General features: G+C 46.2%; 19 protein-coding genes and 1 other annotated feature. Of the genes, 1 reads left to right on the top strand and 18 read right to left on the bottom strand.

The genetic code is table 11. From position 1 onward, the window contains the following. Positions 1–8: 8 nt before the first annotated feature. The 10 genes from BLR88_RS08150 to BLR88_RS08200 form a co-directional block, all read right to left on the bottom strand. Positions 9–2,903: an Ig-like domain-containing protein gene (locus BLR88_RS08150; protein WP_091260414.1), complete on the bottom strand. Its 2,895-nt coding sequence runs from the start codon at positions 2,901–2,903 to the stop codon at positions 9–11. A 202-nt stretch (positions 2,904–3,105) separates the two neighbouring features. After that, positions 3,106–5,058: a methyl-accepting chemotaxis protein gene (locus BLR88_RS08155; RefSeq protein ID WP_091260416.1), complete on the bottom strand. Its 1,953-nt coding sequence runs from the start codon at positions 5,056–5,058 to the stop codon at positions 3,106–3,108. Positions 5,059–5,234: 176 nt separating this feature from the next. Continuing rightward, complete coding sequence (murC, locus tag BLR88_RS08160) at positions 5,235–6,641, bottom strand: UDP-N-acetylmuramate--L-alanine ligase (protein ID WP_091260434.1); 1,407 nt, start codon at positions 6,639–6,641, stop codon at positions 5,235–5,237. 1 nt (position 6,642) lies between these two features. Next, the gene (locus tag BLR88_RS08165; RefSeq protein ID WP_254778266.1) at positions 6,643–7,971 is read right to left on the bottom strand and encodes a bifunctional folylpolyglutamate synthase/dihydrofolate synthase; all 1,329 of its coding nucleotides are present in this window, start codon (positions 7,969–7,971) and stop codon (positions 6,643–6,645) included. 7 nt (positions 7,972–7,978) lie between these two features. Next, positions 7,979–10,639 (bottom strand): valine--tRNA ligase, encoded by a 2,661-nt coding sequence (locus tag BLR88_RS08170; RefSeq protein WP_091260418.1) that lies wholly within the window; start codon positions 10,637–10,639, stop codon positions 7,979–7,981. Between the two features lie 89 nt (positions 10,640–10,728). Continuing rightward, positions 10,729–10,959 (bottom strand) — a binding site (T-box leader). Positions 10,960–11,114: 155 nt separating this feature from the next. Beyond that, entirely contained in the window at positions 11,115–11,786 is a 672-nt protein-coding gene (locus BLR88_RS08175) for an ABC transporter ATP-binding protein (protein WP_057897871.1), read from the bottom strand. After that, positions 11,786–12,994 carry an ABC transporter permease gene (locus tag BLR88_RS08180; RefSeq protein ID WP_091260419.1) on the bottom strand — a complete coding sequence of 403 codons (1,209 nt, stop codon included), beginning with the start codon at positions 12,992–12,994 and terminating at the stop codon, positions 11,786–11,788. The genes BLR88_RS08175 and BLR88_RS08180 overlap by 1 nt, the downstream gene beginning before the upstream one ends. Before the next feature lie 320 nt (positions 12,995–13,314). Next, positions 13,315–13,737: a c-type cytochrome gene (locus BLR88_RS08190; protein WP_057897868.1), complete on the bottom strand. Its 423-nt coding sequence runs from the start codon at positions 13,735–13,737 to the stop codon at positions 13,315–13,317. Between the two features lie 22 nt (positions 13,738–13,759). After that, the gene (locus BLR88_RS08195; protein WP_057897867.1) at positions 13,760–14,254 is read right to left on the bottom strand and encodes a cbb3-type cytochrome c oxidase subunit II; all 495 of its coding nucleotides are present in this window, start codon (positions 14,252–14,254) and stop codon (positions 13,760–13,762) included. Positions 14,255–14,274: 20 nt separating this feature from the next. After that, positions 14,275–15,657 (bottom strand): cbb3-type cytochrome c oxidase subunit I, encoded by a 1,383-nt coding sequence (locus BLR88_RS08200; protein ID WP_057897866.1) that lies wholly within the window; start codon positions 15,655–15,657, stop codon positions 14,275–14,277. Between the two features lie 420 nt (positions 15,658–16,077). Here BLR88_RS08200 and BLR88_RS08205 point away from each other — a divergent pair, with 420 nt between their 5' ends. After that, on the top strand, positions 16,078–16,260 hold the full coding sequence (locus BLR88_RS08205) for a hypothetical protein (protein ID WP_057897865.1): 183 nt from the start codon (positions 16,078–16,080) through the stop codon (positions 16,258–16,260). 25 nt (positions 16,261–16,285) lie between these two features. Here BLR88_RS08205 and BLR88_RS08210 read toward each other — a convergent pair whose 3' ends face one another. From BLR88_RS08210 to BLR88_RS08245, 8 genes are all read right to left on the bottom strand, one after another. Continuing rightward, positions 16,286–17,293, bottom strand: coding sequence for a phosphotransferase (locus tag BLR88_RS08210; protein ID WP_057897864.1), 1,008 nt, complete (start codon positions 17,291–17,293; stop codon positions 16,286–16,288). Further along, positions 17,293–18,279: a hypothetical protein gene (locus BLR88_RS08215; protein WP_057897863.1), complete on the bottom strand. Its 987-nt coding sequence runs from the start codon at positions 18,277–18,279 to the stop codon at positions 17,293–17,295. Before BLR88_RS08215 ends, BLR88_RS08210 begins: the two co-directional genes overlap by 1 nt. 18 nt (positions 18,280–18,297) lie before the next feature. Beyond that, positions 18,298–19,968 (bottom strand): LysM peptidoglycan-binding domain-containing protein, encoded by a 1,671-nt coding sequence (locus BLR88_RS08220; RefSeq protein ID WP_091260420.1) that lies wholly within the window; start codon positions 19,966–19,968, stop codon positions 18,298–18,300. A gap of 196 nt (positions 19,969–20,164) precedes the next feature. Further along, positions 20,165–21,454, bottom strand: a complete 1,290-nt coding sequence (hemL, locus tag BLR88_RS08225; protein WP_057897861.1) for a glutamate-1-semialdehyde 2,1-aminomutase — start codon at positions 21,452–21,454, stop codon at positions 20,165–20,167. 18 nt (positions 21,455–21,472) lie between these two features. Continuing rightward, the gene (gene hemB, locus BLR88_RS08230) at positions 21,473–22,456 is read right to left on the bottom strand and encodes a porphobilinogen synthase (RefSeq protein ID WP_057897860.1); all 984 of its coding nucleotides are present in this window, start codon (positions 22,454–22,456) and stop codon (positions 21,473–21,475) included. A gap of 19 nt (positions 22,457–22,475) precedes the next feature. Next, positions 22,476–23,258: a uroporphyrinogen-III synthase gene (locus BLR88_RS08235; RefSeq protein ID WP_057897859.1), complete on the bottom strand. Its 783-nt coding sequence runs from the start codon at positions 23,256–23,258 to the stop codon at positions 22,476–22,478. Then, on the bottom strand, positions 23,255–24,181 hold the full coding sequence (hemC, locus tag BLR88_RS08240) for a hydroxymethylbilane synthase (RefSeq protein ID WP_057897858.1): 927 nt from the start codon (positions 24,179–24,181) through the stop codon (positions 23,255–23,257). Before hemC ends, BLR88_RS08235 begins: the two co-directional genes overlap by 4 nt. A 17-nt stretch (positions 24,182–24,198) precedes the next feature. Next, on the bottom strand, positions 24,199–25,020 hold the full coding sequence (locus tag BLR88_RS08245) for a cytochrome C assembly family protein (protein ID WP_057897857.1): 822 nt from the start codon (positions 25,018–25,020) through the stop codon (positions 24,199–24,201). Between the last annotated feature and the right edge of the window lie 5 nt (positions 25,021–25,025).

Raw genomic sequence — 25,025 nt, forward strand, 5'->3', positions numbered from 1 at the left:
GCTGCCTCTTATTGCAGAGTTTCTGTTCCTTTTATCGTTAATTTTCCTGCATCTTTACTCGCTGTAAATTGTTTCAATCCCTCTTCTTTTACCGCATCAATTTTATCGACATTAAAATCTTCGGTAGACTGTAATGTTATGATTAATTTTATTTTCACATCATACGTTGCTGTTTTGCCGTTTGGTGCTTTCAAAAGCTTCGGCACAGCCCACCCCTTATCGCCTTTACTTAGTTCTTTAGGTGGTGTAAATTCCGGTCGCACCGATTGGGTGTTTTTCGTCTTTGTATTTTCCAGGATAATGCTCATATCTACAATTCGCAAATGTACTAATTGGGGCAGTTTCTTTACCTTATACCCTGCTTTCACGCTGGCGGCGCGGTTGTCCTTCGGTGACTTTGCTATCTCCGCTAGCGGCTCTATATAATCTTCAATTTTATTTCCTTCTGGATCTAACACATTTCTTATTTTTCGTTCACCATGTCGTTTGTCTTCAGGTATTTTGCTACCATCCGGGTTGCTGTCATCCTGCACGGTTTTATCTAATGTAACCGCCCAAATGTCCAAATCGGTCTTGACCGGCTGACCGTCTTTTTTATCCAGAACAACGACCATCTGTTTCTTCTCAAAATATCCGTTTTTTGCAGTAAGCTTTTTCCACTTGCCTTTTTCCTTAACATACCATGCCGTTGTCGGAAGGATTGTATCTTTTTGTGGCTGAATCACCACATATGCGTTGTCTCCGATTACATCAGATTTTACTTTAAATAAAGGCGTCAACCGTACATGAACGTTACAGCGCGCTTCTTTGCCACCGTCCTCCGTTCTGGCAACAATTTGCGCGGTTCCAACTCCTTTGGCTGTTACCTTTCCGTTTTCATCAACCTTAGCAACCGATTCATCGGTCGAACTCCATATCACCTTTTTATTCGTAGCATTTGACGGTTTTACTTCAGCAGTTAATTGTTCTGTCCAATGCGTTTCCGGAACGGTGTTTGGGTCAGGATCGATATCCATATCCAATTTTGTCTTGTTAAGGACAATGCCGCTAACCGGAATCCGTTGCGGAACGACCGTAATCGTAAACGCCTCTAACGGTTTCGTTACCACATTGCCATTGAACGTTTTATATGACAGAGAAACATCTGTAAAAGAGTACGTTCCTTCTTTTAAAAATTTCAATTTCAGCGCTTTTTTCAATTCGTTCGCATCTATCGCAGGGCCATTCTCTGTATAGGGCACATCTGGGAAACGTATCGTAACATAGCCGGATTCATCAACAACTGCGTCCGTATCCGGCGCAAGCTGTACATCAGAAGAAGGCAGCTTCACTTTCACCTTGACTTCCCCCAGGGAAATCTGCTTAATTTTATTTGTAATTTGGGCGAAAAGGGACTTTAAATTGTCCATCGTTCCTTCGTAAGCAGCGCCGCCAGTAAGAGAAGAAAGCCGTTCTAGATTCTTCATGCGCACATCTCTGCCAAAACCTATCGAATACAATTTAATCGAGTTGTCTGCCAGTTCACGTGCTGCTTCCTCTGCATCCCGCAGCGCTTTTTCAATTTGCCATTCTTCTGTTCCCCCATCTTTTCCCTTTCCGTGTGTCGGAACACCATCAGTTAAAAAGATAATATACTTACGGTTCGTACTATTTGCAAACATAGACTTGGCCATATGTAGGGCAGCCCAGTAATTCGTCCATCCTACAGCATGAACCCATTCCACTCTCTTTTTTACGGTGTCAAAATGAGTAGTTAAATCACTTAGCTTTTCAGCCTCTGTACTAAACGAAACAAGCCCAATTCTATCATCTGCGCTTTTGCTACCTGAGTGATCGGCCAGCAAATCAATGGCGTGCTTGGTTGCTTCTTTCGCCTTCGCCATCTTGTTTTCATTTCTTACCATAGAACCGGAGCGGTCGAGCACAAATACAATATCGACAGGTTCACGAACCAAATCAGAGGCGGTCGGCTTACCGTACGGCGTAAGTTGAACGTTCACGGCTCCTACAGCCGTCCCATCCTGCGTCTCGATTGTCTGCTGCTTCGGATCTATGGTGCCATTCAGTCCGATGTGTGATTGCTCCTCCGCCGGCCCTACCTCTACAGTAATCGCTGCAGATAGAGTCTTCGTTTGAGCCATCGGTTCAATGTTTTTGGCACATGTAACATTAGGTTTTGTTTTCTTATAATATACGGTTCCCCGCACACAAATTTTTGGAAGACCGCTTACTACAACATCATCCAAAAAATAAGCATCACCTTCGATTGTAAGCTCCGCATTCCCGCTAATCGTAAGATTTTTAAAGAAAAAAGCATCTGCTCCAACAGTAGTAGTAGAGTTATCACTAATTTTCACCGTTTCAAAATAAGAATCTTTCCCGATGTTCACCTTAGGGTTGCCGCTTATAGCGGTGTTTCCTCTAAAATACCCATTATCGTTTACAGTGAAATCAGCATTACCGCTAATTTCTGTCGTTTCTTCCACATACAAGGAAGAATACTGATGCGAACGATTCCCGGATTCTTTTAAATGTTTCTCTTTCTTTACATTCGATGGAGGCTCAGGAAATGAAAGATCCCCTCTACTTCCCTTTTCATAGTATACAGTAATCGTCGCCTTCCCTTCTTGCAGCGCAGTCACTTCAACAGAATTCCCCCTGTCATGACTTAACTGCAAAACGTTCGGATCGGAAACCGACCAGCGCACGGCGTCGGCCTTGCTCGGGTCAACATTGACGGTAAACGTTTCCTTGTGCCCTTTCTGCATTTTCGTTTTATACTGCATGAACGCTACATCGTTATCCGCAATATTTTCTGCACGTACGGAAACATTCCCAATGCTTGTAAAAAAAAGCATAAACATCATACAAAACAACAGTCCCATAGATAATGCTTTTCTCATCTTCTTCCTCCCCTCTCTTGTTATATTTTTACTATATAACAGGGAAAATTTTACCACAATACATATCACTGTCAACTTTGTTTTCCCGTGTATACATTTATATTATCTTTCATATTTATGAAATAATGGAACAACAATGAAGCGCGAAAGTTTGAATAAAAAACGCCTTCTCTTGTCGTAAAGGCAAGAGAAGGCCGGTTTTTCACATTTTAAACCTATCTACATTATCTCTTAATTCTTCAGCGATCGTTGACAACGCAGCGGCCGATGAATAAATCTCTTCCATGGAAGCAAGCTGTTCTTCCATTGCGCTCGAAATGCTGCTCATTTTCTCCATGTTTTGTTCCTGAGAATACTTGGCATTTTTCGTGATTTGCATAACTTCTTCCGCTCCGGCTGAAATTTGCTGCACCGCCGCTGATACTTCCTGAACTTGTGTGGTTACTTCCGTAATGGACTGCAAAATCGAACGAAATGCTTCGTCTGCCTCGCGGACATTTTTCATTCCCTTATGTACGACATCTGTACTATCCGTCATCGATTGAACCGCATATTTCATTTCCTGCTGAATGGTAGCAATGAGCGCTTTGATTTTTTCTGCCGAATTTGATGACTGCTCAGCCAAACTCCGCACTTCATCGGCGACGACCGCAAAACCTTTTCCTTGCTCTCCAGCTCTTGCCGCCTCAATGGCCGCATTTAGCGACAACAAGTTTGTCTGGTTAGCGATTTCCGTAATCACTTCAACAATTTTGCCAATTTGGTTAGAACGTTCACTAAGGCGTTCGATAACTTTGCTCAATTCTCCTACTTTATCGGTAATCATGCTCATATTTTCATTGATCGTTTGCAATGCCTGTTTTCCTTTTTCCGTCCGCTCCAACGCTTCAGAAGAGGCAAGAGAAACCGTTTGGGAATTTCCGGCGATTTGTTGAATCCCCCTCGACATTTCATCAACAGATAAAGAAGCTTTCTCGATGCTCTTCGTCTGCTGTATCGTTTCTTCCGTTATATCTTGCGTCATCGCCGCCACATGTTCGGATGCCTGACTTGATTGCTCTGCGCTTGCAGCTAATTGTTCCGAAGAAGAAGCCAGCAGATGAGATTTCTCGCTAATCGTTTGCAAAACAGAATGCAAAGAATCGATCATATGATTAAAACTGGTTCCCACTACGCTTAGCTCATCCCGGCCCTTGCTTTGAACTTTGGACGTTAAGTCTCCCTCTTTGACTTTTTCGGCGACATTCCTCAAATCTTGCAAAGGCTGAGTAATGGAACGGATGACAATATACGCAAGCAATAAACTAAACACGAAAAACACAAGCACTACTACAAGTGTGGTGTAAAAAATAGGTGCCACTTCCTGCTCGGCTTCCGACTCGGGCATTACACTTGCAATTTTCCAGCCAGTCAAAGGATTGACGGAAAATACGGCGTTCATCTGTTCCTCGCCTTCCATGTATGTAAGTTCCCCTGAATTTTGTTTCATGATCTCTTCATATTGTACACCCGAGACTTTAGACCCATACTTTTCATGCGGATGAACAATCACCTCACCTTGCTCATCCAGAATAAAGGCATAGCCTTCTTTCCCGATTCTTACCTTTTTCACTTCATCTGTTAAATGGTTTAAATTTAAATCAATGCCTACGACTCCCTTGCCGTCCTTCGTTGTTTTAGCAATTGTTACCACTACAGCATCTACGGAAACGGCTTGATAAGGATTTGTAATAATAACTTCCCCTTTATTTTCCATCGCTTGCTTATACCAGGGTCGCTTACGCGGATCATACCCATCCGGCATTTTTACATTAGGCGCATTTACATAAGAGCCATTCTCGTTTCCTACAAATGCATTGATAAGCTCGGAATGAGCAGATTGAAAATCGTTCAATCGTTGTCTTAAACCTTCTGTTCCAACTTCAGCAGAGTTGATGTTTTGTGCCAGAAACTCAATGTTTTTTACCTGTGGATATATGACTCCGTTAACAAACGTATTCAATGTTTTATTGCTCTCTTGGCCACTATATAAAGTTTGCTCCATAACCTCTTTCTTCGCTACGTTATACGATACAAATCCTAAACAACTAGTAGAAATAAATACGATTAGTAAAAAAGAAATGATCAACCTCACTTTTACAGAGACATTTCTCATGTATTGAACCCTCTTTCTTTGTTACTTTTTTATGATATGACAGAGAAGATTTTACTAAAAAATTCCCTCTTGTCAACTTTTCTATCCACAGAAAAAGCCTTTTTTCAGCTCGTAAAAGTGAAAAAAGGCTCTTTATCGTTTTTAAGAAATTGTATTTTTTACAAAACGGAAAATATCTATGCTTCTTTTAAATGCTTTACTAGCTGTTCCGCAACTTTCCAAATATCTCCTGCACCCATAGTAAGGACAAGATCGCCTGGCTTCACGGCTTGCTTCAACCGCTCCACTACTTTTTCCTTTGTCGGAATATAAGCGGCGTTTGGGTTGCTGTTCTCCCTAATCCGTTCTACTAACCTTGCAGCACTTACACCTTCAATTTCCGGATCATTTGCTGGAGAATAAATATCAACGATAATGACTTCGTCCGCATCGCCAAACGCTTGGCTGAACGCATCCAGCAGGAAGAATGTGCGTGTATACCGTTGTGGCTGGAATATCGCTATAATGCGACGATTCGTTGAACGGGCCGCTTCCAGCGTTGCCTCAATTTCAGTCGGATGATGTGCATAATCGTCTACTACGAGAATATCGTTAACTTCTCCGATGACTTGGAAACGCCGTTTCGCCCCACGAAACGATATAATCGCTTCCGCAATTTGCTCAAACGTTAATCCGGCCTGCATGCACACCGCTGTCGTCGCTAACGCATTATATACGTTGTGAAGCCCTGGTACTGAGAGTTTCATCCTGCCTAGCAATTTTCCATGATGGAACACATCGAACGAAATCGTACGGTCGCCTGGCTCAATATTGCTTGCAGTATAATCGGCTTCTTTGTTAATCGCGTACGTAACAAACGATACATTTTCCTTCTTTTCCGAAATCATCTCCGTCACATATTGATCGTCAATGCATACAACCGCTGCCCCGTTCTCTTTCACTTGAGAAAGAAATTGACGATACGCTTTTTTTAAATTTTCAAAGTCTCCATCGTAATTTTCAAGATGATCCGGCTCAATATTGGTAACAACCGCAATATACGGGAAGTACTCGAGGAACGTGCCGTCGCTTTCATCCGCTTCCGCCACGACAAACTCGCCTCTGCCCGCTTTCGCGTTGCTTCCTATGTCCATGATTTCACCGCCGATAATATACGTCGGATCGATTTCAGCCTTCTCCATGACCAGTGCAATCATGGACGAGGTTGTTGTCTTTCCGTGCGCACCTGCCACCGCAATGCCTTTTTTCTCATTCAACAACCGCGCCAGCATTTTTGAACGATGAATGAGCGGAATCGCCTGTTCTTTCGCAGCCATTAATTCCACATTCTCCTGCGGAATGTCCGTCGAATAGATAACCAAATCCGCGCCCGTGATATTTTCCGCCTGATGACCGATGAACACACGAGCTCCTTTTTGTTGCAGTTTATCTGTCAGCTCTTTGCGAGCTACATCCGAGCCCGTGACATGACATCCCATATCCAGCATGACACGGGCAATAGCGCTCATTCCATACCCGCCAATGCCAATAAAATGAACATGTTCTCGCTTGTGTTCCTGCTGTTTTTCCACCTGAGTGTCCATCTTATTCATCACCAGCTTTCCTGTTTTCTTTCCACTCGTTTCGTATATCCGAAATAAAATATAAAGATCCGGCCACAAGCAGCACATCCTGCTCATGAACCGTATGTAGTGCCCGTCTCCAGGCTTCCTGCCATTCTGTTATAGCATAAATGTGCAGATCAGGCCGGGCGGTTCGGAACGCGTTAGCGAGCGCCTCCGGTTCAGCTGCTCGCGGATGGTCAGTTTTCGTCACCCACACCTGTTTGCACAGAGGGGCAAGCAGTTCTGCCATCTCTGTGTAATTTTTATCGACGAGCGCGGAAAAAACAAGAGAAACTTTTTGACCCGGATAATAGTCCTGCAACGTTTTTGTAAGCGCTTTTACTCCATCTACATTATGCGCACCATCTAAAATTACATCCGGATTTTCGGCAAGCTTTTCAAAACGGCCGGGCCATTTTGCTTCACGCAAACCGGTTCTAATGTGCTCCTCCTCTACATAGAGAGCAAAATAATTGGAAAGTACCTGCAAGGCCATTACAGCTACAGCGGCGTTATGCATCTGGTGCTCGCCGACCAATCCGAGTTCGCACCTATTATAAATGCCAAACGTGCCGCTAAAATCAAGAATTTCTTTGTCTCCCTTTCGGATTCTCACCGCTTCGTATTCTTTGCCTTCCCGATACAGCGAAGCTTTTCGCTCACGGGCCACGCTTTCGATTACTTCCAGCGCTTCCTCGGACATTTTCCCGGTAATAACCGGGACACCATTTTTGATAATCCCGGCCTTTTCCCGGGCAATAGCGTGAAGATCCCCTCCCAGTATATTCATATGATCAAAACCGACATTAGTGATGATGCAAGCGAGCGGATGGACAATATTTGTCGAATCCAGCCTTCCTCCTAGGCCGGTTTCCCAAACTACGATATCCGGGTACGACACTGTAGCGAAATATAGGAGCGCCAGCGCAGTAACGACTTCAAATTCCGTTGGCGCGCCGCATGCTGCATCTTTCATCTCTTCCACGATCGGGCGAATTCTTTCAATAAGCGCAAGCAGATCTTCCGGCGCAATCGGTTCTCCATTGTGCTGAATTCTCTCGTGGAAAGAAACAACATAAGGCGATACAAAAAGTCCGACTTCATGCCCGGCTTTTCGCAGGATCGATTGTAAAAAAGCAGCAGTCGAACCTTTTCCGTTCGTGCCGGCAATATGAATAAACTTTAAGCGACGCTCGGGATGCCCGAGGCGCTCCATCATATATTCCATCCTCTCAAGGCCAGGCCGGACGGAGAAGCGCTCCAGTCCGGCCAGCCAGGAAAGGGCCTGTTCTAACGACTTAGCAGTCAACGTACCATCACCCTCTGAGCTCTTGGATTCTTGCTTTTACTTTGGCTTGCTTTTCAAGATAGTCCGCTTCTTTCGCCCGCTCTTGTTCGATAATATGGGCCGGCGCTTTTTCTACGAAGCCTTTGTTGGATAGTTTCTTCTGCACGCGTTCCACTTCGGCGTCCAATACCTTCAATTCTTTTTCGAGGCGAGCGATTTCCTGTTCAATATCAATCAAGCCTGCGAGCGGCAGGTACAATTCTGCCCCGCTTACGACGGCTGACATCGCTTTTTCCGGCGCCGGAATATCCGTTCCGATTTTCAGCACATCCGGATTGCAGAAGCGCTCAATATACGCTTTACCATCCTCAAGATAGCTGAGCGTTTCTTCGTCGTTTGCTTTGATAAACAGTTCAATTTTCTTGCTAAGCGGTACATTTACTTCCGCGCGAATATTGCGTACGTTGCGGATGACATCCATCAAAAGTTCCATCTGCTTCACAGACGCCGGATTTTCTAGCTCAGGCTTGTATTCTGGCCAGGAGGCTACAATTAAGCTGTCACCTTTATGCGGCAAATGCTGCCAAATTTCTTCCGTAATAAATGGCATGAACGGATGCAAAAGACGCATCGTTTGATCAAGCACATATGCGAGTACCGAACGCGTCGTTTTCTTCGCCGCTTCGTCATCGCCGTACAGCGGAAGCTTCGCCACTTCGATATACCAATCGCACAATTCATCCCAGATAAAATTGTACAGCACGCGGCCCACTTCACCGTATTCAAAACTATCAAGCAAACGGGTCGTATCTTTAATCGTTTCATTCAAACGGTGCAGAATCCATTTATCTGCTATCCCAAGATTCCGGGTCACATCAATATCTTCATACGTAAAGCCTTCCATGTTCATCAGCGCAAAGCGGGACGCATTCCAAATCTTATTCGCGAAGTTTCGCGCCGCTTCCACACGTTCCCATCGGAAGCGCTGATCATTCCCCGGTGTGCAACCTGTCGCCAGCATAAAGCGCATCGCGTCCGCGCCGTACTTGTCGATAACTTCCATCGGGTCAACCCCGTTGCCAAGCGACTTAGACATCTTCCGCCCTTCTGCGTCGCGCACAAGACCGGTGATTAATACATACTTAAACGGATTTTTATCCGTAAATTCAAGCGCGGTGAAAATCATACGTGCAACCCAGAAATAAATAATATCATAACCGGTTACAAGTACATCGTTCGGATAGAAATGCTTCATGTCTTCCGTTTCATCCGGCCAACCAAGCGTCGAGAACGGCCACAGCGCCGAGCTAAACCATGTATCCAGCACATCCGGATCTTGTTTAATGTTTTGACTGCCGCACTTCGGACACTTGTGAATATCTTCGCGCGATACCGTCATTTCGCCGCAATCATCACAATACCAGGCCGGAATGCGGTGTCCCCACCACAACTGGCGGGAAATACACCAGTCACGCACGTTTTCGATCCAGTGCAAATAAATTTTTTCGAAGCGTTCTGGCACGAATGTTACGCCCTCTTTTACCTTTTGTGCCTCGATGGCGCGCTCCGCCAGCGGCCTCATTTTCACAAACCATTGTGTAGACAAATACGGCTCGATAACTGCGCCGCTGCGCTCACTGTGCCCCACAGAGTGGGTGTGTTCTTCAATTTTGAACAGTACGCCCTGTTCTTGCAGGTCACGCACGATATTTTTGCGGCATTCAAAACGGTCCTGTCCCTGATAAGCTCCCGCGTTTTCATTCATTTTGCCCGCTTCGTCCATGACAAGGATTTGCGGCAGGTTATGACGCTGTCCGATTTCAAAGTCATTCGGATCGTGAGCCGGCGTAATTTTCACGGCACCGCTTCCAAATTCGCGGTCCACATAGTCGTCCGCTACAATCGGAATTTCTCGTCCAACGATAGGAAGAATAACCGTCTTGCCGATTAGATGCTTATAGCGCTCATCTTCCGGATGTACAGCGACTGCGGTGTCGCCAAGCATCGTTTCCGGGCGAGTCGTTGCTACCTCGATATAACCTGTGCCATCTTTAAGCGGATAGCGCATATGATAGAGCGCGCCCTGCACATCCTTGTACTCCACTTCAATATCGGAAAGTGCTGTACGGGTCATCGGATCCCAGTTAATAATATATTTACCGCGATAGATAAGGCCCTTTTCATACAAGCGTACAAACACTTCGCGCACCGCGCGGGAAAGCCCTTCGTCAAGCGTAAAGCGCTCGCGGCTGTAGTCGAGGGAAAGTCCCATTTTTGTCCACTGTTCCCGAATCACATTCGCATAGTGTTTTTTCCATTCCCACACTTTTTCCACAAACTTTTCGCGGCCCAATTCATGACGTGTTACACCTTCTTCGCGCAGTTTGCCTTCCACGCGTGCCTGCGTCGCGATACCGGCGTGGTCCATGCCAGGCAACCAGAGCGCATTATAGCCCTGCATTCTTTTAAAACGAATCATAATATCCTGTAACGTATTGTTCAGCGCGTGGCCGATATGCAGATTCCCGGTTACGTTCGGCGGCGGAATCACAATCGTGAACGGCTGTTTCTTCGGATTGCACTCCGCTTTAAAATAGCCATTGTCGCGCCAGAACGGATACCATTTCGCTTCCGTCTGTTTCGGTTCATATTTCGTCGGCATTTCAGTTTGATTGTGCTGATTCGACATACGTAATACCTCCATCAAAAATTCCAAATAAATAGTATAGAAAGCTTACCTAAAATCTTCTGCTACATGAAAAAAAACTCCCTGCCCAGCCAAAGGACGAAGGAGTTTGTTCGCGGTACCACCTTTGTTAGCCTGCACGTGCTTTTTACATGCCAGCTCGCTTTCTCATGATAACGGGATATCCCGGTCTACCCTACTTAATCTGTTCAGGCAGACAGCTCCAAGGCTACCTTCTATTAGTACTTCCATGCAGACCTTCCACCGCTGGCCCACTCTCTGGTATGGCATCCTAATATACTCTTCCTCTTCATCGCTGATTCTATCGCTATAAACTTATTATTCATTGTACCCAGTTTGTGAGAAAATAGTCAATACGAAGCTGTCACCGTCTTTTTTTCGTGCTTGTTGCCTTTTTTACATGAAGCCGTTTTTTGTTGACAAGGAAAGCAAAATGACAGAGCTTCTGCTATTCATTTCATATAGAGATTTTTAATCGTCCTTGCTCTAATTGGATAATACGACCGGCTTCAGCAGCTAATTTCATATCGTGTGTCACCATAATGACCGTTCTGCCCTGAGCGTTCCATTCTTTGAAAAGTTCGATGATGATAATAGCATTATATTCATCAACCGCCCCTGTTGGTTCATCCGCAAAAATCACGTCAGGCTTATTTATGAGCGCGCGGGCAAGTGCAACCCTTCGTTGTTCGCCCCCGCTCAATTGATAAGGTAAATTGTCCAGCTTATCGTCCAGCCCTACCCGTGCAAGCAAATTCCGTCCCCATTCTTCATCGCTTTTTTTGTATGTGCGGCACAATGTTTTCGGCAGAAGTACATTTTCCAGCGTATTCAATGTCGGGATAAGGCTTGGAAACTGAAACACAAAGCCACATTGTTCTGCCCGGATGCGCGTCCGTTCCTTGTCGCTCAAACCGGTAACGTCTTTGCCATCGAAACGCACCGTCCCTTCTGTCGGACGCTCCAGAAGTCCTGCTATCGCAAGAAACGTCGATTTCCCGCTACCGGAAGGTCCGACAACCGCGACAAATTCGCCGGCATGAATCGTTTCGCTTATGCCCTTAAGGGCATGAACTTTCCGCTCGCGCCCGATGCGGTATGTTTTATGAATATTCTCAAGCGAAATCATTATTGCTCCCCCTCCCGAATCGCTTCATATGGCTGTAGCTTTAACGTAGAGCGCACGGGGAAGAACGCAGCCAGCACCGCAATCAGCGCCGTTGCCGCCGTTGTGCCCGCGCCGATAAAAAAGCCGGTCACCCAATCAGGAAACAGCATCGGTAACTGTAACAGTTGCAAAAGTAAAATCCGATTATCGTACAAAGCCGCGCCAGCCAGTAAAGAGCCAATGGCCGCTCCGATCACGGAGGCAAAACCTGCTTCCATCAACAGTAAGCGGAACGTAACAGCGCGGGAAGCACCCATGGCACGCAGCATGCCGATTTCTTTCCGACGCTCGCTAATAAGCGCGGTAAACATGGTCATTACTTGCAGTGCGCTCATAATAAGCACAAGACCAATCATCATATAGCTCATCATTTTCACGGGAAAAATCTGTTTGTTTACCGTTTCTTGCAATCCGCTCCCTTTAACCACATCAACTTCCAAGTTCATCCGCTCAATTTGACGCTTTACAAATTCCTCCATTCCTGGTTTTGTTTTTACAAGGATAATAGAAATAGAGTTTTCCGGAAAATCAAGCTTGCTGTCTTTATGATTTAGTTCGCGCGCCGCATCCAGCGTAATAAACAGCGTCCTGTCCGTTCCCATACCCGTAGGGAAAATCATGTTTTTTAATATAAAATCCTTACCAAAAAGCGTAATCCATTCCTGCATGTATTCATTGTCAAAGTGGTAAATGTAATTTTTGCCGCCCGCCTCCGCGCCTGCAATTAGATCATATTTCCCTACTTTTTTGTCTGCGGCTGTCCAATTTTTCAGCGTAAAATCAGTCTCTGGGTCATAGGCGACTACCGGAAAATTCCCTGCCGTCTGACAGCATACCGTCGAAACGGTTTCCAGATAAAGCTGAGGAGAAGCAATTTCCACTTCGCTGATGGTACGCACTTTATCAAGTATGCTTTCCGGCATATAAAATTTGGTCGGTGTTCCGGAAATAATCATATCGCCTGCCTGAGCGCCGAACCCCTTGGGCACGACCATTAAGCTGGCGCCCAAGCGGCTGGAACTCGCTTCGATGCTTCGCTCCATAGAAAGAACAAAAAAATAGCTTGCAAACAAAATAAAAGCGGTAATGGCAGCGCTTCCCGAAAGCAGTACGGTGCGCGATATTTTTCGCTTAAGACTACGCCAGGCTACCGTGGAAAGTTTCTTCATTGCTGTTCGCACCTCTTATATGCATCACATTCGGCGCTCGATATTCATGCGGTAATACGACCCGCTTTGAACCGCCGTTATCAAGCCAAACGTATAATATGAAATTCACTCAAATTGTTATGTTAATCGCGCGACGATAGGATTTTAACCATCATGAAGAGCAGACCTCCAATGACCGTAAACCAGAGAATATAGTAAACAATCTGTACGCTGTTCAGCATGCTTGCCCACCACTCTTTTTCATATTTTCCATTTATTATATCACTGAGGTTATGAAAAACAAAAAAGACCAGAAAAAGGCCTATCTGGTCTTTTTTCATTTATTTCAACGTTTTCAGGAATTCAACCATGGAATCCTTCTGCTCTTCCGTCCAGGAAGCTCCCAACGCTGGCATACTGCCCCGTCCTTTGGTTAGAACATCCTTCACGCCTTCAGGCTTTAGCTTATCTACTATGCCATAAAGAGACGGCCCCATGCCGCCTTTCAGATCGGCACCATGACAAGCTACACACTGTCCGGAAAGTCCTTTTCCTTTTTCCACGCTTACGCCCTGTGCCGCTTCTCCACCGGCCGGACGTTCATCAATCCCTTTGGCGGTCAGCGCATACCCGACAGCCCAAACGGCTAACACGGCATACGTAATAATTAGGAAACGAGGTACTTTTCCGTGTCCTTGCTTCATTCCCATGACTTCATCATAATGCTCTTCGTGCTGTTCATGATTTTTGTGCTTATCAGACATATTATCGCCTCCTCCTCCCCGGTTACTTCGCCGGAGCCGGCTTCAAACTCATCAAGTACGCAACAAGATTATTCATATCCTCATCACTCAAATAATCATACTTAGGCATAATGGAACCTTGGACTATTTTTTGCGGATTTTTCAAATGTTCGATATGCCACTCTTTGCTTGTGCGTGCGCCCACCCACATCAAATCCGGGCCTGTGCGGTTAGAACCGAATAAATGTGGGCGGTCATTTGCGTAATCACCAGGTACAGTTACAGGTCCAATATTCATCGCCAAATCGGCCTTCACCGGACGGACCACCTGTGTATGACAGGTATTACATCCATTCTCAATATATACTTGGCGCCCTTTCGCCTCTGGAGAATCCGGCGCGTAATCGCGCGCTTCCGCATTCGCTGTTGGCATCATCATCTCTTTATCGAAAAACGGCAAGATAATCGTCGCAAACGTCCCCATCATAAAAAGCACAATCGCAGCAAGATAAATAGCTAATGCATTTCTTTCCACCATCGTCCCCTCCCTGTCGTAAATTAAGCAACGACACGTTCTTTCCCCGTCGCAAATTTCGTACCGGACTTCACGGTTTTCCAAATGTTAAATACGAAGAAGAACTGACCGATAATCATCATCGTGCCGCCAATCGCCCGCCAGATGATAAGCGAACGCACGGACTGAACCGTTTCCATGAATGGTTTTCCCTCCATCCACGCAAAACCCTGAATAACGCCCGCAATCCAGAGCGTGAAAGCAAACATCAAAAAGCCGATAACAGAAAAATAATAATGAAGATTCATTAATCTTTTGCTATAAATGTTGCGGCCCGTCAGGCGGGGGATGGCATAATAAATCGTCACAAAGCAAACAAATGAGAAAGCAGCAAATGGAGCCATATGCGCGTGACCGACAACCCAGTGCGTAAATTTAACGACTGCGCTTACCTGCATCAATGATTGAAAAGGCCCCTGCAAACACGCCATCAAATAGAAAATGGAAGCCGTAATAAGAAACTTCATGTTTACGTCTTCGGATACTTTGTACCACATGCCACGCATTGTACCAAATACGTTGGCAAGCACTGTCCAAACCGGAATAATTAAAAGAACGGAAGGAATAATGCCCGCTTTCATCAACCATACCGGGATTGGACCGTTTACCAGATGATGGGGGCCGTTCCACACATAAATCGTGGCAATTGTCCAAAAACCGATAAGTGAAAGCTTATGGCTGTATAACGGTTTACCTGTTAATTTCGGCAGTAAGTAGTAGATTTGACCTATCCCCACTGTTGTAAACCATAAACCAAGAACGTTATGTCCATAGAACCAGTTCATGTTGGCTTGCGCGGCGCCGCCAATAAGGGAAGATGGGATATTGCCGACCGTATAAACGAGCGGCAACCAGATCAAAGAGCCGATAAAATACCAAATCGAAACGTATAACTGTTTCTCCTGGCGTTTCGCAATCGTCATAAACAGGTTAACCGATATCAGCACACACAAAAGAACAACGCCCACATCAAGGAATAACGGCAGCTCCGCATATTCCACGCCGGTAGAATATCCCATACAGATAACGACAACAGCTGTAGCGATCGCCAGGTTCCAAATCAGACACGTTATGTTGCCCAATTTTTCACTCCACAGCTGCGTGCGCGTAAGCTTCGGAATAATGTAAAACATAGCGCCGACCATCGCCATGGACAACCATGCGAGCAAAACCCCGTTCGTATGGATGATGCGGATGTGTGCGTAAGTTAACGCGAAATTAAGAGCATCCGCCCCTGGGAAGTACAGAAAGTCAGGGTAAATTTGCTTGATCGCCACAACAAGCCCGGCGATCATTGAAATGATGAGCCAGAACATCGCACTGTACCAGAAATTCTTCGCGCTACTGAATGGAGCATTACTTAACATGTTATCAACCTCCCCCTCTACTGTTTAAGAAATTACCTTGTGCTTAAAAAGTACCTCTTCCTTCACAACATACTAAAACCCCCACAAAATATAAATAATGGAATTTAACAATATAAGGATAGTTTTAACTTGACATACAAGTTAAACAATGAGATAATGTTGTTAAAGTATATCTTAGTGACTACTCCCTGCTACGATTTTAGGATATATCGCCTACTTCTCGGGATCAACGATCATTTATCAAAAAAATTTGTCAACTTCGTTACAAAAATTTGAATTATATATACTATAAAAAGAGGAGCCTTATTTGCTCCTCTTTTTTCTTTGTAGTATTAGGAAAGTAACGGTAGACGCGCACCTATTATTAGAAAGAGACGTATACTGGAAGCAGGAAAAAGCATGGAAAGGAGCCTAGCAAAAATGAAAGGACGCTGGCGTTACCACCCGTTCTATCTAAAAATTCGCTTCGGTGCTTTGCAGCTCATTATTCCTTTTATCGTGTTCCAATTCATTCGCACGATCCTGTTTCCAACTTCATTTGATGTGGTGCTGCTGTCGCTACTTATTCTGATATACGCCGCCATTTTACTTGATTATATATGAGCCGCAACCGTCGCTTGTTTGCGGCTCAATTTTGTTCGATTCCCAAAGCGAACTCATGCATCTTCGGCAAAAGCCGGAGATGCTTCTTCCATGCTAGGACTTGTTGTTGTTCCATTTGCTCTCGCCGTTCCTTTGAAGCGCGCACATATTTGCGCGCAAGTTCCATCAGCCGCTCCGGATACATAAGATAACACGCTAGAAGTCTTCGCTCTCCCTTCGTAAGACATCTCTCCGATTCGTAGGCGTACAGCCACTCCCTCCCCTTTCCTTTCCGCCATTCCCAAGCAGGTCCATAACGGCGGAAAAATAGCGTTACATCCCGCACCGGCGTATCGAAATTAGCACGCTCAAAATTGATAAAATAGATCTGTCGCCCGGCTCCGACAAGAATATTCCTGCTATGGACGCGTCCGTGACACAGGGCGCGGGATAAATGTAAAACATCGCTACTCACGGCCACCTTCTCCAGTTCCTGTATGCCCCACTCGGCAAATTGCCGAACCTGCTCCGCGCTATTTCTTACTGCTCTTTCAAACGCGGAAGCAGTCTTTCTTTTTCCTCCGGCTTCTGCTATCTCTTCGATTCTCGCGATTCCTTCTTCCCATCGCTGCCGAACTTGTCTAAGCGAAACCGGAGCATATCCCCGCCATTGTTCCCCGGCCTCCGCACTTATTTTATGAATGCGTGCCATCTCTTTTAATACTTTTATATCCCAATCCGGCAAATCTTTGATCATAGCTATCTGTTCAATCCAGGGAAGCAGCAAATACGTTCCTTCATACGTAACCACGCAGGGCTCTCCGTATTTCGTAAGACAAAAAGGAATCACGCTTCGCACACCGCGCGCCGAAAGATAGCGAAGCCAAGAAGCGACAAAGTTCAGCTGCAATGGGTGTTCATGCGTTACCTCAAGCCAAAAACTCCCGCAGTCTGTTTCCGCTTTCCAGCGGTTTTGCCCCTCCTGGACAAGATTATGCAGGCGTAAATCATATTCATGTAATACATGCTTTGTCCGCTGCTCTATGTTTTCCATCAGTCGCTTCCCTCCCCGCATAACCCGTGCATTTCCATTACACATGCAAGCAATTGTTCCCTTTGATATTGCAGCCGAAAGCCGGTAGCAATGCTTTCTTGTTCATCTTTCAGGGAGGTTGCGCTTTTTATTCGCAATAAAACAGGTAATGGATAAGCCAGCAGTGAAAGCAAATAATTTCTTTCTTCTACTGTCAACCTACGCTCATCCGCGTATGCGGAAAGAAACGCCTGCACACCGTCCGCCCCGCCTGCACGCCAGATTTGCTCAAGCAATGAAAGCGTATCTTCATGTCGCCGCGCAAGCACGGGTGCATGCAGTCCGGTAATGTACCATACTCCTTCCCAGCGCACAAGAGAAGCCAGCTCCATATACGCAAACGAAAGCGGGGTTGCATCATGTTCCACCCCGCTTGCTACGTATAATGCCTCCGCCATCCTCACCCTTTCCACTGTGCGGGAGAGATTGTAAAATAGCCATTTTTCCTCAGCGCTTTTCCTGTTATAAAGATTTTGCATTATAGTATCCAGATAACGATAACTATTCCTTAAGGCTGCTTCAGTAAGTATTCCTTTTGTGCAATAGCGTCCGGGAACGATCCTGATTTTGTAGTCAGAGCAGGCATGAATACGGGCAAGAAGCATACCAAGCACAGAATATCCTTCCATCTGCCAGAACGGATGCCTTACCCACGAATCGTCCTTTTCCCAGTAATCGGACAACGCATAGCAACCAGTATCATCAGAAATCCAATGCGTGCCGCTCCTTGTCGCTATATAACGTTCCACATACCGGAATCCACTGGCAGCCAAACACTCGCGCCAATGATGCGACCAACGTAGCAAGTTTTCATCTGTGCAATAAGTGATACGCTTTTTGCCTCTGTCGGATAGCACATACCAATCGTTCTTTTCCTGCTTCACTTCAATAACAGCAAAAGGGTATTCTTCCAGATGACTGCGTAATGTCTCATGTTGCAGTTTCATCTTTCTCCCCCTCTGCCGCTAAGCTTTAACAGGAATGTAAAGAACTTGCCCTTTCGCTACGGTTGCGCTTGAATGCAATCCGTTCGCTTGAGCGATATCTATCACACTTACATTGTATTTTTCCGCAATCTCCTCTAACGTTTCATCCTGTTGTGCAATGCACATTTTTAAACGAGTAAACTTCTCTTCCTTTTGCTTCATGAACGACATCAAATAAAACGCGCTGCCTTTTTTGTCCTCTTCTAGTGTTTCTTCTTCTTCCCCTGGCGCTTCTTCTTCGTCCCTTACTTCTTCAACCGCTTCTTCCTCTTCGGCACTTCTCTCTATTGCTTCATTTTCTCCACGCTGTCCATAAGAAGACAAAAATGGCGTCGTAACGGTAACCGGGTCACGTTTTGTACCTTTCAACGTAATGGATACTTTTGCTTCTTCTCTTTCTTCGGCGCGGTTCTCTTTTTCTTCATTACATTCGTCGTGCGCCTTGCTTTGAACATCGGGCACAGTCACGGATGCAGACTCTTCGGTAAGCTCTGCCTCTGTTTCTGTACTTTGTACATCCGTTTCTTGTTGTTTCGTTTCCGGCGTGTGTGACCTTGCTTCTTCTTCCGTTCCATTCGCTTGTATAGTCTTTTCTACCGCCTCTGCCTGAACCGACTGTTCTTCCGTTTTCGCCGCCCCTGCCTGAACCGGCTGTTCTTCTGCTTTCACCGCCTCTGCCTGAACCGGCTGTTCTTCCGCTTTCACCGCCTCTGCCTGAATCGGCTGTTCTTCCGCTTTCACCGCCTCTGCCTGAACCGGCTGTTCTTCCGCTTTCACCGCCTCTGCCTGAACCGGCTGCTCTTCCGCTTTCACCGCCTCTGCCTGAACCGGCTGTTCTTTCATCATCTTGGCTTCGACTGATGGTTCAGTTATCTCCTCGTCTTTTCTTCCTTCTTCCATCTTTACTGATTGGATAGTCGGTTGGGGAGGAGCCGCGGCATCTGTTTCCTGTACAACATCATCTTCCTTATCCGTTTCTGCTATAGCTTGTTCTTCTTTTGGAATGAATATCGCAGGGGTGGCCTCAGATTGCGTGGAATCTTCTTCTCCTTTGTCATCAGCTGGACGGGATGATGCCTCGCTTTCTTGCGTCTCTTCGGCTTCTTGATGGGAAGCAACATACTCAAATTTCGTTTGCAACAGTTTTGTTTCTTCAGTGGCAGAGCTTGCGAAACCTGCGTTTTTTACCCCGTTCAATGCCAATTCGGCGATAATAGATAATTTGCGTGTGGATTGGATTTCATAGTCAAAGGACAAAATCGAAGCATACATTTGCTCTATGTCTTCGATTTTGCTGCGCGCAATGCAAATGTGAACCGGAATTTTTTCTATAAATGTGGTTCGTTCACTCTCCTCTTCAAAATCGTCCGGGTTCATAGCAAATGGATTAAATACAACAGAATCCACGTAACCAGTTACAGGCATTTCCTTTTCATTCGATGGAATATCTGGAAATTTGGGCGGTTTTCCGACATATTTCCCTTCTAATTTCAGATAACCTGAAACGATAACCTCATCCACCGTTTCCTGAATTTGAATGTGAGGTGTCAATTCTATCTCATCAATTTGTTCAATTTCACTCTGATCAGGAGAAATAAAAACCGAATGTTGCACCGGAAACGTCAAAATGGCGGCTCGATTGTTTTGCATGTTGATGAAATCCTCCCTCCTCTAAATTGCTTTCCTTAAAATATATAGAAAAAAAAAGAGGGATATGCTCATTTCCTACGGAAACTTTTACACGACAAAATACTGTTTTCGCACAGCATCATAAAACGAAAGAAAGCCATAAACATATAAAAAAATACCCGAAACCGAAAAGGTCTCAGGTATTTAGCACATCGAATTATAGTTGCTTCAACGCATTGTAGTTCGCTGCAATCGTCCGTTCAATATCTTCGTCCGTGTGGGCCGTAGATACAAACATCCCTTCAAACTGTGACGGCGGTAGCGAAATGCCTTCTTCTAGCATCAGACGGAAGTATTTGGCGAAACGATCCAGGTCAGACGTTTTTGCCGTTTCATAGTTGATTACTTTCTGATCGGTAAAGAAGACGCCTATCATAGAGCCAACGCGGTTGATATGGATTGGAATACCCAGTTCTTTCGCGTTAGCGGCAATGCCTTCTTCCAGACGGGCGCTCTTACGTTCTAACTCTTCATACACACCTGGCTTGCTGAGTTCTTTCAATGTCGCGTAACCGGCTGCCATTGCCAACGGATTTCCCGACAATGTACCTGCCTGATACACGGGACCATCCGGTGCAATTTGGCGCATGATTTCTTCCTTGCCGCCGTACGCACCGACCGGAAGACCCCCGCCGATTACTTTTCCCATCGTCGTTAAGTCAGGCGTAATGCCGAAACGACCCTGGCCGCAGTTGTACGCCACGCGGAATCCGGTCATAACCTCATCAAAAATTAATATCGTTCCATATTCTTTTGTCAGTTTACGCAGCCCCTCCAAAAAGCCCGGCAGCGCCGGAACGACACCCATGTTGCCCGCTACTGGCTCGACGATAACAGCCGCCAATTCATGTCCAAAACGCTCAAATGCTAATTTTACGCTTTCCAAATCATTATACGGCACCGTAATGGTGTTGGCTGCCAGGGAAGCAGGTACACCCGGACTGTCCGGTAATCCTAGCGTTGCTACACCGGAACCGGCTTTGATAAGCAAACTGTCGCCATGTCCATGATAACATCCTTCAAACTTCATAATTTTATCACGCTTCGTGTACCCGCGCGCCAAGCGAAGCGCGCTCATCGTCGCTTCTGTTCCAGAATTAACCATACGCACAACTTCCACGGAGGGCACGATTTCGCATACAAGCTTGGCCATCTCCGTCTCAAGCACAGTCGGTGCACCGAAACTTGTGCCTTTTTCCAGCGTTTCTTTGAGTGCTTCCTGCACTGCTGGATGGCAATGCCCCAGAATCAATGGACCCCAAGAACATACATAGTCAATGTATTCATTTCCATCCACATCATAAATTTTTGAACCGACACCACGCTCCATATACACCGGGTTCATGCCAACCGATTTGAAAGCGCGTACAGGGCTATTTACTCCGCCCGGCATATATTTTTTTGCTTCGGCGAAACTTTCGATTGATTTGTTGTACACTTTATGCATTGTCATGCCCCCCTGTTATTATTTATCTATTTCCTTCAACCAGCGGGCCGCATCTTTCGCTGAATACGTTAAAATCATATCAGCACCAGCACGCTTCAGTCCGGTGAGCAGTTCAAGCGTAATAGCCTTCTCATCAACCCAGCCTCGCAAAGCCGCCGCTTTAATCATAGAATACTCACCGCTTACATTGTAAGCTGCCACAGGAAGGTCAAAGCTGTCTTTTACTTCACGGATAATATCCATGTAAGCCATCGCCGGTTTCACCATTAGCATATCCGCTCCTTCTGCCACGTCGGAAGCCGCCTCACGCAGCGCTTCGCGACGGTTGGCCGGATCCATCTGGTACGTTTTACGATCGCCGAACTGCGGCGCGGAATGTGCGGCATCACGAAACGGTCCATAGAATTGGGAAGCATATTTGACGGCATACGACATAATCGGCGTATTGATAAAACCAGCTTCATCAAGTCCTTGCCGAATTGCTGCAACAAACCCGTCCATCATATTGGAAGGCGCGATCATATCAGCGCCAGCCGCCGCCTGGGAAACCGCCGTTTTTACAAGCAATTCCAAACTCGGGTCGTTATCCACATAACCATCGCGCACCACACCGCAATGGCCATGTTCAGTGTACTGACACAGGCAAGTGTCGGCCATCGTCACAAGTTGCGGTGCCCACTGTTTAATTTTTCGAATCGCCTGCTGCACGATACCATTTTCCGCATAAGCCTCTGACCCGCATTCATCTTTATGGTTCGGCACACCAAATACTATCACCGACTGAATTCCCAGCTCCACCACTTCAGCAACTTCTTCTTCAAGGCGGTCTAAGGAATAATGGAACACGCCCGGCATGGAAGAGATCTCATGTTTTATATTATCGCCTTCCACAACAAATAACGGATAAATAAAGTCATTCGTATGCAAATACGTCTCGCGGACAAGATTCCTCATCGCGGCTGTTGTACGCAGACGGCGATGGCGTTGAAAATGTAAAGACATCATTCCATCCTCCTTCGGGTTACCACCCGGTATAATTCAAAATGGCCCGCAGCAGACCGTCAATGCTGTATTCGTCGCCCATCACATGGACAGAAAGTCCGGCATCCTGCACCGCCTTCGCAGTAACAGGACCGATAACTCCGATATGTACTCCCGCCAGATACTCCTGCCTCTCTTGTTCGCTAAAACCAGCTAAAAAATGGCGTACCGTAGACGGACTGGTGAACGTGACCATGTCGACTTTCTTCTGCTTTAATTGCCTCTTCATTTGAGCAATATTTTCCTCTGCCCTTACCGTATCATAAGCGGGCGCATCTGTCACTTCCAATCCAAGCGCCCTAAGTCCTTCCGGAAGTACTTCACGGCCGATGTTTGCCCGGGGCAGCAGCGCTTTTTGCCCCGGCTCTAGCTTATCCTTCATTATCTCTACCAGATGTTCGGCAGTAAATTTACCGGGAATATGCGGCACGAAAAATCCTCTATCTGCAAGAGCGGCAGCTGTCTTTTTCCCTACGGCGGCAATCTGTCCATTAAAATCGTCCATGCTATACCCGAGTTCCGCAAGGCGCCGAAAGAAAAAAGCAACCCCATTTACACTGGTGAAAAACAGCCAGTCAAATGAGGGCAGAGCGCGCAAGGCGCGATCAAGCGGAGCAGGATCAGAAGGCGGCACAAACCGAATAACCGGACAGGCGATGGCCTCGCCACCCAGCCGCTCGATTTTGCGGATAAACTCTTCCGCTTGTTCCCGTGCTCTCGTCACGACAATACGCTTGCCTTCAAGTGGACGGACAGCGTTCATGCTTGGTTTTCCTTACTCACTTTTTCCAGAATGGTATCGGCGCCTTTTTCTTTTAACTTCCTGGCAAGCTGCACCCCAAGCTGCTCAGGATCGGTACCTTTGATACTTTCTTTGAGTACATTCTCTCCATCCGGGTCAGCCACAAGGCCGGTCAGGGAAATGGCTCCATCCGTAACAATAGCATGAGCGGCAATCGGTACCTGGCAACCGCCTTCCAATGTGCGTAAAAAGGCGCGCTCCGCCCGGACGGCAAGCGCTGTTTCTTCATGATGAAGCTTACTTAACAATTCCAGCAGTTCTGTGTCGTCTTCGCGGCACTCAATCGCAAGCGCTCCCTGCCCAACTGCGGGCAGACTCACTTCAACCGGGAAAAATTCGGTAATTTCCCCGTTCCACTGCATCCGCTCCAGACCAGCTGCCGCCAGAACAATAGCCGAAAAGCTTTCTTCTTTCAGCTTACGCATGCGGGTATCAATATTGCCCCGAATCGGTTCAATAACAAGATCCGGACGGAGCGCTTTCAATTGGGCCGCACGCCGGAGGCTGCTTGTTCCTACAACGGAACCCGCCGGAAGCTTATCCAGCGGAGTGCCGTGTTCGCTAATGAGCACATCCCGCACGTCTACGCGTTGCGGCACGCAGCCGATAGTAAGACCTTTCGGCAATACGGCCGGCATATCTTTCATGCTGTGAACCGCCATATCGATCTCTCCATCAAGTAGCGCCTGTTCAATTTCTTTGACAAACAATCCTTTGCCGCCTACTTTGGACAGGGTCACATCAAGAATACGGTCCCCTTTTGTCACAATTTTTTTAATCTCGAATTCAAAAGGAAGACCAAAGCTTTTTAGCCGGTCAACCACCCAGTTTGTCTGTGTTAACGCCAGCGCGCTTTGCCTGGAACCTACAACAATTTTTCTCATTATTCATATCTCCCTTCCTACAGCCACTGATGAAAAGATAAGACAGACCCGGAAATGAAATAGTTCAGCAAAATCAGCATAAACGCTCCCGCATTCCATAACGCCAGCTTGCGACCCATCCAGCCGTAAGTCACGCGCTGATACAAATAAAGGGAATAAGCGATAAACACAGCAACGGATACGAGCACTTTAGGGTCAAGCCAAATGCTAGCATTCACTTTTAGATGAGCCCAAATCGCTCCCAAAATTAGCGCCAGAAGTAAAAGCGGAACCCCTATCATGTTCAGTCGATATGAATACAAATCAAGAAGTCCAAGTCCTGGTAGCCTTTGCAACCATTTATTCCACATTTTTTGCTTCAGCATCCTGTCCTCGACAAGATACATAAGCGAAAAAATAAACGAAAGCGAGAACGCCCCGTATGAGACGAGCGCTAGACTGATGTGAATGAAGAGCAGTTCCGATGTAAGGCGCTCAGCCACCATCGGCGACGCTTCTTTGTTGGCAAAGAAGTTGAGCGCCAGCACGGAAAATCCGAGAACATTCGTGAAGAATACCAGCAGATCCACCCTAAACAAATAATTGATGACAAGGGAGAAAGTGACCAATATCCATGAATAAAAAAAGAGCGTTTCAAATAGTGTGAGTACCGGGAAATACTCTTTCTCAACCATGCTAAGGACAAAAAAGACGCTTTGCAGCGCCCAAACAATAGCAAGCAGCCAGAAGGCGATACGATTTACCTTCCGGCTGCGGTTTAGAAAATCAGCAAAATACAGCAGGATGCTGCAAGCATAAATATAGATAATGACATCATAAATTAAGCTTTCATGAAACAATGGAC

The sequence above is a fragment of the Aneurinibacillus thermoaerophilus genome, from assembly GCF_900099925.1.
GTDB lineage: Bacteria > Bacillota > Bacilli > Aneurinibacillales > Aneurinibacillaceae > Aneurinibacillus > Aneurinibacillus thermoaerophilus.